General features: G+C 54.7%; 9 protein-coding genes and 7 tRNA genes. 13 read left to right on the plus strand and 3 right to left on the minus strand.

Annotation, left to right across the window (positions count from 1 at the left end):
* Positions 1-120 precede the first annotated feature (120 nt).
* Positions 121-1,791: a glutamine--tRNA ligase gene (gene glnS, locus FS690_RS06290; protein WP_039383178.1), complete on the minus strand. Its 1,671-nt coding sequence runs from the start codon at positions 1,789-1,791 to the stop codon at positions 121-123.
* A 149-nt stretch (positions 1,792-1,940) separates the two neighbouring features.
* A complete protein-coding gene (nagE, locus tag FS690_RS06295) occupies positions 1,941-3,965 on the minus strand; it encodes an N-acetylglucosamine-specific PTS transporter subunit IIBC (protein WP_145339344.1) in 2,025 nt (674 codons plus the stop codon).
* Between the two features lie 340 nt (positions 3,966-4,305).
* Here nagE and nagB point away from each other — a divergent pair, with 340 nt between their 5' ends.
* The 12 genes from nagB (at position 4,306) to FS690_RS06355 (ending at position 11,177) form a co-directional block, all read left to right on the plus strand.
* A complete protein-coding gene (nagB, locus tag FS690_RS06300; protein WP_071668986.1) occupies positions 4,306-5,106 on the plus strand; it encodes a glucosamine-6-phosphate deaminase in 801 nt (266 codons plus the stop codon).
* A gap of 56 nt (positions 5,107-5,162) precedes the next feature.
* Complete coding sequence (gene nagA, locus FS690_RS06305; RefSeq protein WP_104084663.1) at positions 5,163-6,311, plus strand: N-acetylglucosamine-6-phosphate deacetylase; 1,149 nt, start codon at positions 5,163-5,165, stop codon at positions 6,309-6,311.
* A gap of 7 nt (positions 6,312-6,318) precedes the next feature.
* Positions 6,319-7,539 (plus strand): N-acetylglucosamine repressor, encoded by a 1,221-nt coding sequence (locus tag FS690_RS06310; RefSeq protein WP_039383170.1) that lies wholly within the window; start codon positions 6,319-6,321, stop codon positions 7,537-7,539.
* 36 nt (positions 7,540-7,575) lie between these two features.
* Positions 7,576-8,328: an HAD-IIA family hydrolase gene (locus FS690_RS06315; protein ID WP_039383168.1), complete on the plus strand. Its 753-nt coding sequence runs from the start codon at positions 7,576-7,578 to the stop codon at positions 8,326-8,328.
* A gap of 298 nt (positions 8,329-8,626) precedes the next feature.
* Positions 8,627-10,294, plus strand: a complete 1,668-nt coding sequence (gene asnB / locus FS690_RS06320; protein ID WP_039383166.1) for an asparagine synthase B — start codon at positions 8,627-8,629, stop codon at positions 10,292-10,294.
* 217 nt (positions 10,295-10,511) lie between these two features.
* Positions 10,512-10,588 (plus strand) — tRNA-Met (locus tag FS690_RS06325).
* An 8-nt stretch (positions 10,589-10,596) separates the two neighbouring features.
* Positions 10,597-10,681: transfer RNA gene (locus FS690_RS06330), tRNA-Leu, on the plus strand.
* A 21-nt stretch (positions 10,682-10,702) separates the two neighbouring features.
* A tRNA-Gln gene (locus tag FS690_RS06335) sits at positions 10,703-10,777 on the plus strand.
* A gap of 34 nt (positions 10,778-10,811) precedes the next feature.
* Positions 10,812-10,886: transfer RNA gene (locus FS690_RS06340), tRNA-Gln, on the plus strand.
* A 30-nt stretch (positions 10,887-10,916) separates the two neighbouring features.
* Positions 10,917-10,993: transfer RNA gene (locus tag FS690_RS06345), tRNA-Met, on the plus strand.
* Between the two features lie 6 nt (positions 10,994-10,999).
* A tRNA-Gln gene (locus FS690_RS06350) sits at positions 11,000-11,074 on the plus strand.
* Positions 11,075-11,102: 28 nt separating this feature from the next.
* A tRNA-Gln gene (locus tag FS690_RS06355) sits at positions 11,103-11,177 on the plus strand.
* A gap of 103 nt (positions 11,178-11,280) precedes the next feature.
* Here FS690_RS06355 and ubiF read toward each other — a convergent pair.
* Positions 11,281-12,453, minus strand: coding sequence for a 3-demethoxyubiquinol 3-hydroxylase (gene ubiF / locus FS690_RS06360; RefSeq protein WP_039383164.1), 1,173 nt, complete (start codon positions 12,451-12,453; stop codon positions 11,281-11,283).
* 238 nt (positions 12,454-12,691) lie between these two features.
* Between ubiF and miaB the strand changes: the two genes are divergently transcribed.
* The gene (gene miaB, locus FS690_RS06365; RefSeq protein WP_071668984.1) at positions 12,692-14,116 is read left to right on the plus strand and encodes a tRNA (N6-isopentenyl adenosine(37)-C2)-methylthiotransferase MiaB; all 1,425 of its coding nucleotides are present in this window, start codon (positions 12,692-12,694) and stop codon (positions 14,114-14,116) included.
* The last annotated feature ends 192 nt before the right edge of the window (positions 14,117-14,308 follow it).

The following is a 14,308-nucleotide window of genomic DNA, read 5'->3' on the forward strand; positions in this document are numbered from 1 at the left end:
ACCCGCATACCAGCTCGATTTTATTTAACGCAGAATAAATGGTTGCCGGGGAGCAAAAGAGGATAATAAAAAAGGGCGAATGCTCGCCCTTATATAATTTTATGATGCCGGAAGCGGTTATTATTCGCTGCCGATCTTCGCCCAGGTATCACGCAGGCCTACCGTGCGGTTAAATACCAGCGCTGATGGCTGCGAGTAGACGCTGTCCGCGCAGAAGTAGCCTTCACGCTCAAACTGATATGGCGAAGTTGCTGCCGCTTCGCGCAGTCCTGGCTCCACAAAGCCCTGCTTAATCTGCAGCGAGTCCGGATTCAGGGTCGCGAGGAAATCCTCTGCCGCGCCCGGGTTAGGCACGCTGAACAGACGATCGTAGAGGCGGAACTCAGCGGGCAGCGCATGAATTGCGGAGACCCAGTGGATCACCCCTTTTACTTTGCGGCCATCAGCCGGGTCTTTGCTCAGCGTATCCACATCGCAGGTTGCATAGATGCAGGTGATGTTGCCCGCCTCATCTTTTGCCACGCGCTCAGCGCGAATCACATAAGCGTTACGCAGGCGCACTTCTTTACCCAGTACCAGACGCTTATACTGCTTGTTAGCTTCTTCACGGAAATCTGCGCGATCGATCCACACTTCGCGGCTGAAAGGCACGTCGCGCGTTCCCATCTCCGGCCGGTTAGGATGGTTTGGCATGGTGATGATCTCATCATGCCCGGCAGGCAGGTTTTCAATCACGACTTTAAGCGGGTCGAGCACGGCCATAGCACGCGGCGCATTTTCGTTGAGGTCGTCACGAATGCATGACTCCAGCGAAGCCATCTCAACGATATTGTCCTGTTTGGTGATACCGATGCGGCGGCAGAACTCACGAATTGATGCCGCGCTGTAACCACGACGGCGCAGGCCTGAAACGGTCAGCATGCGCGGATCGTCCCAGCCTTCAACCCGCTTCTCGCTCACCAGCTGCGTCAGCTTGCGCTTCGACATCACTGCATATTCCAGATTCAGGCGCGAAAATTCATACTGCCGCGGATGCACCGGAATCGTGATGTTATCCAGCACCCAGTCATACAGGCGACGGTTATCCTGAAACTCCAGCGTACAGAGCGAATGCGTGATCCCTTCCAGCGCATCGGAGATGCAGTGCGTGAAATCGTACATCGGATAGATGCACCACTTGTTACCGGTCTGATGGTGCTCGGCAAACTTAATGCGGTAGAGCACCGGATCGCGCATCACAATAAAGCTGGAAGCCATATCGATTTTGGCACGCAGGCACGCCTTACCCTCTTCAAAGCCACCATCGCGCATTTTCCGGAACAGCGCCAGGTTCTCTTCGACGCTGCGATCGCGATACGGGCTGTTTTTGCCCGGCGCCGTCAGCGTGCCGCGATACTCGCGGATCTGCTCGGGTGACAGTTCGTCAACGTACGCCAGTCCTTTGTTGATCAGCTCGACAGCATAATTAAACAGCTGATCAAAATAGTCGGATGAGTAACGAATGTTGCCGCTCCACTCAAAGCCCAGCCATTGCACATCATTTTTGATCGACTCGACGAACTCCATATCCTCTTTAACCGGATTGGTATCATCGAAACGCAGATTGCATTCCCCCTGATAATCCTGTGCGATTCCAAAGTTCAGGCAGATCGATTTTGCATGGCCAATATGCAGATAACCATTGGGCTCTGGCGGGAAACGGGTATGCACACTACTGTGCTTACCGCTCGCCAAATCTTCGTCGATGATCTGACGAATAAAGTTCGTTGGGCGGGCTTCAGCCTCACTCATCTCAAAATCCTCAAACAATAACGGGTGATTTTACCTCGAAGTAACGGAGTATGATCCACAAAGCGCTGAAGGGAAACAACCGTTTGTTGGCGCTTTTAAAACAAAAAAGGCAGGAATCGCTTCCTGCCTTATCGGTTAGACGCCCGGGGTTAGTTTTTCACCTCATAGAGCGGCGTTTCGCCGGCAACGACCGTGCCGGTTGCCAGCAGCGTAAGACCTGCGAAGTCGTCGCTGTTGCTGACCACCACCGGACTGATCATCGAGCGCGCGTGAGCGTTCAGATAGTCCAGATCCATCTCCAGGATCGGCTCGCCAGCGGTAACGGTCGCGCCCTCTTCCACCAGCCGGGTAAAACCGCGCCCTGCCAGCGCAACGGTGTCCAGCCCCATATGCACCACTATCTCAACGCCGCTCTCTGTTTCCAGACAGAAGGCGTGATTGGTATTGAAGATTTTCACTATGGTACCGGCAATCGGTGCCACCACGCGGCTATCCGACGGCTGAATGGCCAGGCCATCACCTACCGCTTTGCTGGCGAACGCTTCATCCGGCACCTTATCCAGCGCCACTACATGACCTGATACCGGTGCCAGCAGCGTGGCAATCGCCTTATGTGTAGCCGCGGGCGCAGGCGCTGCTGCTGCCACAACCGGTTTAGCCACAGGCGCAGCGCTGGCGGCCGCCACCGGGCCTTTGGTCAATACGGACTTCATCGCAGTAGCGATACTCTCCGCCTGCGTACCCACAATAATCTGCACGCTCTGCTTATTAAGACGAATAACGCCTGAAGCGCCGATACGTTTTGCCACACCTTCGCTGACCTGTGCGGAATCTTTCACGTTCAGGCGCAGGCGCGTGATACAGGCATCAATATGCGTCAGGTTTTCAGAGCCGCCGACGGCAGCAATATAGCGACGCGCCAGCGATTCAGTCGCCGTTTCACCGCTATTTTCAGGCGTGACATTCACATCATAACCATCGGTTTCATCATCCGCTGCCAGCTCGCGGCCCGGCGTCAGCAGATTAAATTTGCGGATAGTGAAACGGAAGACGACGTAATAGATCACGAAGAAGACCAGGCCCTGCGGGATCAGCATCCACCAGTGCACCGCCAGCGGGTTACGCGACGAGAGCACCATATCTACCAGGCCGGCGCTGAAGCCAAAGCCGGCAATCCACTGCATGCTGGCCGCAATAAACACGGAAATACCGGTGAGTACCGCGTGGATCACATAGAGCACCGGGGCCACGAACATAAAGGAGAATTCCAGCGGCTCAGTGATACCGGTAAAGAATGCGGCAAAAGCGGCTGCCAGCATAATGCCGCCCACTTTTGCCCGATTCTCAGGACGCGAGCAGTGATAGATAGCCAGTGCCGCACCCGGCAGGCCAAACATCATGATCGGGAAGAAGCCTGCCTGGTAGCGACCCGTAATACCCGGAATGCCGCTGCCGTTAGCAATAGACTGCGCGCCGCCGAGGAATTTTGGAATGTCGTTAATACCCGCAACATCAAACCAGAACACGGAATTGAGCGCGTGGTGCAGGCCAACCGGGATCAGCAGTCGGTTAAAGAAGGCGTATACCCCCGCCCCGACAGAACCCAGTTTCTGGATATGTTCCCCAAAGCTTACCAGACCACCGAAGATCACCGGCCAGACGTACATCAGGATAAACGCCACGACAATCATCAGGAAGGAGACCAGAATCGGTACCAGGCGACGCCCGCTGAAGAAAGAGAGCGCTTTAGGCAGTTCGACATGGCTGAAGCGGTTATACATCTCCGCCGAAAGGATACCCACCATGATACCGACAAACTGGTTTTCAATTTTGCCAAACGCCGCAGGCACCTGCTCAAGCGGCATTTTCTGGATCATAGCGACTGCAGCAGGCGAACAGAGCGTGGTCACCACAAGAAAGCCAACAAAGCCGGTCAGGGCCGCTGCGCCATCTTTATCCTTAGACATACCGTACGCGACACCAATCGCAAACAGTACCGACATATGGTCGATAATCGCGGAGCCTGACTTTATCAGCAGTGCCGCCAGTGCGTTACCTGCCCCCCAGCTGTCGGGATCGATCCAGTAGCCTACCCCCATCAGGATAGCGGCCGCCGGCAGCGTGGCCACTGGCACCATCAGCGCACGGCCGACTTTTTGTAAATAGCCTAATATACTCACCTTGTTCTCCCCCTATGAGACTGGCGTATCCCCTGGTACGGGTTGGTTTTATTATCCCGGCACCTGGCGTGTTGATAAGACGATTCTCTGCGAGATGCAGTGTAAAGATAAATTAATTCGCCTCGCAAATTAAAACCGCTCCAGTTGTGACTTTTATCACCTTAATAGCCAATATAAGTCGCTTAATACTGGTCACTGCCACAAACTTATTTTATGATAAAAAATATCAACCGCTCTTTTTCGCTGTAGCCTGCTGATAAACGCGTTAACCTCATTCACACTTGATCACGGCTGCTACAGCATATTCTTTTTATCTGTTTAACCGAGGTGCACTATGAGACTGATTCCGCTGGCTACACCTGCTCAGGTTGGCAAATGGGCAGCCCGCCATATCGTCAACCGGATTAACGCCTTTAACCCAGGCCCTGAGCGTCCCTTTGTTCTGGGATTGCCTACGGGCGGCACGCCGCTGGAAGCTTACAAGCATCTGATTGAGATGCACAAAGCGGGCCAGGTCAGCTTTAAGCATGTTGTCACATTCAATATGGATGAGTATGTCGGTCTGCCGAAAGCGCACCCGGAAAGCTATCACAGCTTTATGTATCGCAACTTTTTCGATCACGTTGATATTCCGTCAGAAAACATCAATCTTCTGAATGGCAATGCGGAAGATATTGACGCAGAATGTCGCCAGTATGAAGAGAAGATTCGTGCGTTTGGTAAAATCCACCTGTTTATGGGTGGTGTAGGCAATGATGGCCATATTGCGTTTAATGAACCCGCCTCCTCGCTCTCATCGCGTACACGTATAAAAACGCTGACGCATGATACGCGTGTCGCTAATTCACGCTTTTTCGATGGCGATGTCAGCCAGGTCCCTAAATATGCGCTGACCGTTGGCGTGGGTACGCTGCTTGATGCCGAAGAGGTAATGATCCTGGTGACAGGCCACGTCAAAGCGCTGGCGCTTCAGGCCGCGGTAGAAGGCAACGTAAACCATATGTGGACCATCAGCTGTCTGCAGCTGCATCCAAAAGCGGTTGTGGTATGTGATGAGCCAGCGACAATGGAACTGAAAATTAAAACGGTAAAATATTTCCGCGAGCTTGAAGCGGAAAATATGCAGGGCGTCTGAGAGCACGATGTAGAAGCCTGCTGTCGTTGACAGCTGGCGCAGCCGGGAGAGAGATAATGTACGCATTAGTAAACGGTCGGATTTTTACCGGCTATGACATTCTGGACGATCACGCGGTAGTTATCGCGGACGGTATTATTGATCGGGTTTGCCCGCGCGCCATGCTGGATGCAGCGCTACCGCAACAGGATATGGCCGGCGCGTTTATCGCTCCCGGCTTTATCGACCTGCAGCTCAACGGCTGCGGCGGTGTGCAATTCAACGATTCGCCTGAAGCGCTGAGCATGGAAACGCTGGAGATAATGCAGCGTGCTAATGAAAAGTCAGGCTGTACCAGCTTTCTTCCAACGCTGATTACCAGCAGTGATGAACTGATGAAGCAGGCGGTGGAAACCATGCGCGCCTGGCTGACAACGCGCCAGAATCAGGCGCTGGGTTTGCACCTTGAAGGTCCGTGGCTCAACCGGGAGAAAAAAGGAACGCACAATCCGGCTCTGATACGCCAGCCCGATCCCGCACTGGTCGACTACCTTTGTGCCAACGCGGATGTCATTACTAAAGTCACGCTGGCGCCTGAACAGGCAGGCAGCGAGGTTATTCGTCAGCTCAGCGCAGCCGGTATCATCGTTTCTGCCGGTCACTCTAATGCGACCTATGCCGAGGCAAAAGCCGGCTTCAGCGCTGGCATTACCTTTGCGACCCATCTTTATAATGCGATGAGTCCTTTTAGCGGCCGTGAACCTGGACTGGTCGGTGCGCTGTTTGATTCGCCTGATGTATACTGCGGCATCATTGCAGATGGCTTACATGTCAATTACGCTAACGTGCGCATGGCAAAACGTCTCAAAGGCGAACGGCTGATTCTGGTTACTGACGCGACTGCGCCGGCAGGTGCTGCGATTGATAAATTCATTTTTGCAGGTAAAACAATATACTATCGCAATGGTCTGTGCGTGGATGAGCATGGAACCCTGAGCGGTTCAGCACTGACAATGATTGAAGCAGTGCAGAACAGCGTAGAGTATTGCGGCATTGCCCTGGATGAGGCGTTACGTATGGCAACGCTTTATCCGGCAAGAGCCATGGGCGTGGAGAAACAGCTGGGCACGGTAGCAGCAGGAAAAGCCGCCAACCTCACTGTTTTTACCCGCGATTATCAAATCATCAAGACGTTCGTCAATGGAGAGAGCGTCCTCAGCGAGTAAGCATTGAATGACCACTGGCGGCCAGACTCAAATAGGAAATGTCGATCTTGTCAAACAACTCAATAGCGCAGCCGTTTATCGGTTGATCGATCAACAGGGGCCGATTTCGCGCATTCAGATTGCCGATCTCAGCCAGCTTGCGCCCGCCAGTGTCACTAAAATTACCCGTCAGCTGATTGAACGCGGTTTGATCAAAGAGGTCGAGCAGCAGGCCTCTACCGGCGGTCGCCGCGCCATCTCCATTATCACGGAAACCCGTCATTTCCATACCATCGGCGTCCGTCTCGGACGCAACGACGCCACGCTTACCCTGTTTGATCTAAGCGGCAAATCGCTGGCGCAGGAAGATTATCCGCTACCGGAGCGCACGCAGGAGACGCTGGAGAACGCGCTGTTTAACGCTATCAGCGCGTTTATCAACGTGCATCAGCGGAAAATTCATGAGCTGATCGCTATTGCCGTAATCCTGCCCGGGCTGGTCGATCCGGTTAAAGGGATTATCCGCTATATGCCGCACATTGCCGTCAGCCACTGGCCGCTGGTTGCCAGCCTGCAGCAGCGGTTCAGCGTGACCAGCTTTGTAGGGCATGATATCCGCAGTCTGGCGCTGGCTGAGCACTACTTCGGTGCAAGCCGCGACTGCGCTGACTCGATTCTGGTGCGGCTGCATCGTGGAACCGGTGCCGGCATTATTGCTAACGGACAGATTTTTCTCGGCAGTAACGGTAACGTGGGTGAAATTGGCCATATCCAGGTCGATCCGTTAGGCGAACGCTGCCACTGCGGCAACTTCGGCTGTCTGGAAACCATCGCCGCAAATGGCGCGATTGAAAACCGCGTACGCCATCTGCTGAATCAGGGATATCCAAGTACGCTGTCGCTGGATAACTGCCTGATGCCGCAAATCTGTCACGCTGCTAATCAGGGCGACGCGCTGGCGTGTGAAGTGATTGAGTATGTGGGGCGTTATCTCGGCAAAGCGATTGCCATTGCAATCAACCTTTTTAACCCGCAAAAGGTGGTGCTGGCGGGCGAAATCACCGACGCCGACAAAGTGTTGTTTCCCGCCATCGAGAGCTGTATCAATACGCAGGTGCTGCGTGAGTTTCGTAAAAACCTGCCGGTGGTGCGCTCACAGCTGGATCATCGCTCCGCGATTGGGGCGTTTGCGCTGGCAAAACGCGCTATGCTGAATGGCATTCTGCTGCAGCATCTGCTGGAAGATTAATTGTAACCTGCCTGAGCAGGCCTGACGGGATCTTGTATGACCATTAAAAGCGTAATCTGTGATATCGATGGCGTGTTGATGCATGACAACACGGCCGTGAAAGGGGCTAATGAATTTCTGCAGCGTATCCTGGAAAAAGGCATGCCGCTGGTCGTGCTGACTAACTATCCGTCGCAGACTGCTCAGGATCTGGCCAACCGTTTCTCCAACGCCGGCGTCGACATTCCTGACTCGGTGTTTTATACCTCAGCCATGGCCACCGCTGATTTCCTGCGGCGTCAGGAGGGGAAAAAAGCGTATGTGATCGGAGAAGGTGCGCTGGTTCATGAACTCTACAACGCCGGCTTTACCATTACTGACGTCAATCCTGATTTTGTTATCGTCGGTGAAACCCGCTCGTTTAACTGGGATATGATGCATAAAGCCGCGTTTTTTGTGGCTAACGGCGCGCGCTTTATTGCGACCAATCCGGATACCCACGCGCGTGGATTTATTCCCGCCTGCGGCGCCCTCTGTGCCGGTATCGAAACCATTTCGGGCCGTAAGCCTTTTTATGTTGGCAAGCCCAGCCCCTACATTATGCGGGCGGCGCTGAACAAAATGCATGCGCACTCTGAAGAGACAGTGATCGTGGGTGATAACCTGCGCACCGATATTCTGGCGGGCTTCCAGGCGGGACTGGAAACTATTCTGGTGCTCTCTGGTGTTTCCACCCTGAGCGATATCGACGCAATGCCATTCCGCCCCGACTGGATTTTCCCTTCCGTCGCCGATATCGATCTGTTCTGACCGGCGCCGTGCACCTGCTGACGCCCTGCCCACCTGCCGGTGTGCGGGGCGTTACTGTTTTTGGCGCCTGATGATAAAAAGAGCTAAATCGGCAAATTATTAGATATCATCTAAAAAAATAGCCTTTATTTTGGTGTATATTCAATTTATTCACCTGTGCAACACTCTATTTATCATAAAAACGTTATTTTGCTTGCGCAACCACCATCAATTAGCGCATTTTCTTATACATCACGCAGCGCAGGCTGCCGGACAAATGCAAAATAACATCGCCACAGGGTGAGATCAGGAGTCAGTTATGTGTTCGATTTTTGGTGTGCTGGATCTGAAAAGCGATCCTGTTGAACTGCGCAAGAAAGCGCTGGAGTCTTCCCGTCTGATGCGTCACCGCGGCCCGGACTGGTCCGGGGTGTTTGCAGATGATAAGGCTATCCTGGTGCATGAGCGCCTCTCAATCGTTGACGTTAACAACGGCGCGCAGCCTCTGTATAACGCTGACCACACTCACGTACTGGCCGTGAACGGCGAAATTTATAACCATCAGGCGCTGCGCGCTGAGCTGAGCGATCGTTATGCGTTTCAGACCGGCTCCGACTGCGAAGTGATTCTGGCGCTCTATCAGGAAAAAGGCGTCGATTTCCTTGATGACCTGCAGGGTATGTTCGCTTTCATCCTGTGGGACAGCGTTAAACAGCAGTACCTGATTGGTCGCGATCATATCGGTATCATTCCGCTCTATATGGGCAATGATGAGCACGGTAACCTTTACGTGGCGTCTGAAATGAAAGCGCTGGTTCCGGTCTGCCGCTCTATTAAAGAATTCCCGCCGGGAAGCTTCCTCTCCAGCACTGATGGTGAGATCCGTCGTTACTGGCAGCGCGACTGGATGGATTTTGCAGCGGTTGCGCAGAACACCACCGATGCTGCAGGCCTGAAACATGCGCTGGAAGAGTCAGTAAAAAGCCATCTGATGTCTGATGTCCCTTACGGCGTGCTGCTCTCAGGCGGACTGGACTCTTCAATCATTTCGGCCGTTACCAAGCGTTTTGCGGCTAAACGGGTGGAAGATGCTGATAAGAGCGACGCCTGGTGGCCACAGCTGCACTCGTTTGCTGTGGGCCTGGAGGGTTCACCCGATCTGAAAGCTGCGCAGGCGGTCGCCGATCATCTCGGTACCGTACACCACGAAATTCATTTCACGGTACAGGAAGGCCTGGACGCGATCCGTGACGTGATTTACCACATCGAAACGTATGATGTCACCACGATTCGCGCCTCAACGCCGATGTATCTGATGTCACGCAAAATCAAGGCGATGGGTATCAAGATGGTGCTTTCTGGTGAGGGCGCAGATGAAGTATTTGGCGGCTATCTCTACTTCCATAAAGCACCAAACGCCCGTGAGTTCCATGAGGAGAACGTGCGTAAGCTGCTGGCGCTACATATGTTTGACTGCGCGCGTGCGAACAAAGCGATGTCAGCCTGGGGCGTAGAGGCACGCGTGCCGTTCCTGGATAAAAAATTCCTGGATGTGGCAATGCGCATCAACCCGGAAGATAAACTGTGCGGCAGCAACGGGAAGATGGAAAAGCACATTCTGCGTGAATGCTTCTCATCGTATCTGCCGGAGAGCGTGGCGTGGCGTCAAAAAGAGCAATTTTCTGATGGGGTCGGTTACAGCTGGATCGATACGCTGAAAGAAGTGGCGGCGAAGCAGGTCAGCGATCAGCAGCTGGCAACCGCACATTTCCGCTTCCCGCACAACACGCCTGGCTCAAAAGAAGCGTATCTCTATCGCGAAATCTTTGAGGAGCTGTTCCCGCTGCCGAGCGCAGCAGAGTGCGTGCCTGGCGGACCTTCTGTGGCCTGCTCTTCTGCTAAAGCGATTGAGTGGGATGAGGCGTTCAAATCCATGGACGATCCTTCCGGCCGTGCCGTTGGCGTACATCAGTCCGCGTACAAATAAGCGCATCGCCGGATAGTGTAAGGGACCCGCTGCGGTCCCTTTTTAGTTGCAACTGACGCGGATGTGATCGAAAATTGCTGAATAAAGCGCCAGCCTGGTTACAAGCCAGACAAACAGGCGCCGCAAGGTAAAAAACGGCAAAAAAACTGTTGACGCTACAAAGCTCAATACGCATAATGCGCCCCGCAACGCCGTTGAAGGTAACGCGAAAAAAGATGGCTACGTAGCTCAGTCGGTTAGAGCACATCACTCATAATGATGGGGTCACAGGTTCGATTCCCGTCGTAGCCACCATCTTTTTTGCGGGAGTGGCGAAATTGGTAGACGCACCAGATTTAGGTTCTGGCGCCGCAAGGTGTGCGAGTTCAAGTCTCGCCTCCCGCACCATTTCAGTCTTCGGCAGCCGGATGGGGTATCGCCAAGCGGTAAGGCACCGGTTTTTGATACCGGCATTCCCTGGTTCGAATCCAGGTACCCCAGCCAATCCGATATGTTTTCGTGGATACGCGTTAACAGATGGGATATCGCCAAGCGGTAAGGCACCGGTTTTTGATACCGGCATTCCCTGGTTCGAATCCAGGTATCCCAGCCAGCATCGGGAAAAGCAGTAAAGCAGTATTATGGCTACGTAGCTCAGTCGGTTAGAGCACATCACTCATAATGATGGGGTCACAGGTTCGATTCCCGTCGTAGCCACCAGATAATTGGGGTGTCGCCAAGCGGTAAGGCACTGGTTTCTGATACCAGCATTCCGGGGTTCGAATCCCTGCACCCCAGCCATACAAAGACAATTTGATCAAACACCTATTGGGGTGTCGCCAAGCGGTAAGGCACTGGTTTCTGATACCAGCATTCCGGGGTTCGAATCCCTGCACCCCAGCCAAATTGCACAACAGGCCCGCTTTTGCGGGCTTTGTTGTTTCTGACGTTCTGAAACGGCAGGGCTTTCTGCCAGCGCGCCGCGCCAGCAGTAAGCGTGGGTGAGGTCAGAGTCCCAGCGCGTAGCGCAGCGCACGACGCTTCAGGCCGCCGGCACGCTCTGCCGCCATCAACCCCAGATTACGCGCCAGGCGCAGCGGCGGCAGTGAGTTGCTGAACGCAAAATAGAACAGATCCATGCCACCCTGCATCAGCAGATTATCGCGATAGCGTTCACGCTGATAGCGCTGCAGCACCGCCATTCCTGACCACGTCTGCGCCTGACTGCGCGCCTCAGTCAGCACGGTAATCAGCGCATCCACGTCGCGATAGCCCAGGTTAACGCCCTGCCCCGCCAGCGGATTAATCGTATGCGCAGCATCGCCCACCAGCGCCAGGCCCGGCATGACGTAGCGCGTGGCATGACGCCGGACCAGCGGAAACGACGCCGCGCTCTTTATCTGAAAACGGCCGAGACGGGCCGGGAAATTCAGCTTTACCTCTTTCTCCAGCTGGCTCAGCGGCAGCGCCTGCAGTTGACGGATACGCGCGGGTGCGTCATACCACACCAGCGATGCATGCTGGTCAAAAAGCGGCAGAAAAGCTCGCGGCCCCTGCGGCGTAAACTGCTGCCAGGTAGCATCACCCGCCGGATGCTCACACTCGGTACTGATAAGCATGCAGGATTGCGCATAGTTCCAGCCGTGCACGCCAATGCCTGCCAGCTGCCGCACCCGCGAGTTAGCGCCATCCGCGCCAACCACCAGCCGGGCATCAAGCGGTGCGCCCTGGTCCAGGGTGATGTGCCAGCCGCCGCTATGCGGCTGCAGATCCTGCAGCGTTGCCGGGCACAGCAGCGCGACGCCATCCTGCTGCATCTGCTCCCACAGCGCCCGCTGCAACACGCGGTTTTCTACCATATAGCCAAGCACCGGCAGCCCCAGCGATGCTGCATCAAACGTGACGTGCGCGCTCTGCCACTCCCAGGTTTCCAGTTTGCGATAGGGCGCACTGCGCATCGTCTCTACGCGCGCCCAGGCGCCCAGCTGCTGCAGTAACGCAACTGAAGAAGCACCAATCGCGGAGATGCGGATATCAGGCTCGCAGCTGCTATCAAACGGCTCAGGTTCTGCACGCTCAATGACAGCGACGCGGAACTGCTGCTGCGCCAGCCCGCACGCCAGCGCCGCCCCCACCATGCCACCTCCGACGATGACCACGTCATACTGTCTCTCCTGCATCAATCCTCACCTTTCCTGTTGCCCTGACGCCCCACGGCGTTTGCTGATAAACAAAGTGTACCGGAAATCATCCGGAAGGGGGCTGAGCCGCTGCCACATCTTTTTGTGTCCGCGCTGCCTGCAGCAGCCTGGCTGTCACGCTGGTGCGCGAAGTATGACAGGTACGCTGGTCACATCCCCCCCAAAGCATTACACTATGCCCCCTGCACTTCCCTGCTCAGATTCAATGGCTGGTTCAATGACCAAAAAACTGCATATCAAAACCTGGGGCTGTCAGATGAATGAGTACGATTCATCCAAGATGGCTGACCTGCTGAACAGCACGCACGGCTACACTCTGACGGAGGAAGCCGAAGACGCAGATGTTCTGCTGCTTAATACCTGCTCTATCCGTGAGAAAGCGCAGGAGAAAGTCTTTCACCTGTTAGGGCGCTGGAAAAAGCTCAAAGCGGCCAATCCCGATCTTATCATCGGCGTGGGCGGCTGCGTGGCGTCGCAGGAAGGCGATAAACTGCGCCAGCGTGCACAGTGTGTTGATATCGTCTTTGGACCACAGACGCTGCATCGCCTGCCGGAAATGATCAATCAGGTACGCGGGAATAAAAGCCCGGTAGTTGACGTCAGCTTCCCGGAAATTGAAAAATTTGACCGTCTGCCGGAACCGCGCGCTGAAGGCCCGACGGCTTTTGTCTCCATCATGGAAGGCTGCAATAAATATTGCACTTTCTGCGTGGTGCCGTATACCCGCGGCGAAGAAGTCAGCCGTCCCTGCGACGATATCCTGCTGGAAATCGCCCAGCTGGCCGCTCAGGGTGTGCGCGAGGTTAACCTGCTGGGTCAGAACGTCAACGCCTATCGCGGCGCGACCTTTGATGACCAGATCTGCACGTTTGCTGAGCTGCTGCGCCTCGTCGCCGCCATTGATGGTATCGACCGCATCCGCTTTACCACCAGCCATCCGATTGAGTTCACCGATGACATCATTGATGTCTATCGTGATACGCCAGAGCTGGTGAGCTTCCTGCATCTGCCGGTCCAGAGCGGCGCTGACCGTATTCTGACGCTGATGAAGCGGGCGCACACTGCGCTGGAGTACAAAGCGATTATTCGCAAGCTGCGCGCAGCACGTCCTGATATCGAAATCAGCTCTGATTTTATCATCGGTTTCCCGGGTGAAACTCAGCACGACTTCGAACAGACCATGAAGCTGATCCACGACGTTAACTTTGACACCAGCTACAGCTTTATCTACTCCGCCCGTCCGGGTACGCCTGCGGCTGACCTGCCAGACGACGTGCCGGAAGAGGAGAAAAAGCAGCGCCTTTATATTCTGCAGGATCGTATCCAGCAGCAGGCGATGGCGATCAGCCGCCGTATGGTGGGTACCGTTCAGCGTATTCTGGTTGAGGGTACATCACGTAAAAATGTGATGGAACTGACCGGCCGTACTGAAAATAACCGCGTGGTAAACTTTGAAGGCTCGGTGAACATGATTGGCAAATTTGTCGATGTTGAAATCGTCGATGTCTATGCCAACTCACTGCGCGGCGTGGTCGTACGCACTGAAGATCGCATGGGACTGCGCGTGGCGCAGAGTCCGGCGGCCGTCATTGCCCGTACCCGCAAAGAGGATGAAACCGGCGTCGGCCTGTATCAACCCTGACAGTTAATCACTGTGCGGCAGCACGCAGCGTGCTGCCGCCTGTTTCATCCGCCACCCCTTGCATTCTGCAGCGGTCGCCCAAATATCTTTCCCTGCGCTTGCGTCCTGGTGCTGTCCCATAAATAATTTTGTCATACGCTTATGACGCGCACGCGCGGCATCCATACACCTTTTCAACTGGCCCTGTGTGAC

The sequence above is a fragment of the Pantoea sp. PSNIH1 genome, assembly GCF_007680655.1.
Lineage (GTDB): Bacteria > Pseudomonadota > Gammaproteobacteria > Enterobacterales > Enterobacteriaceae > Pantoea > Pantoea eucrina.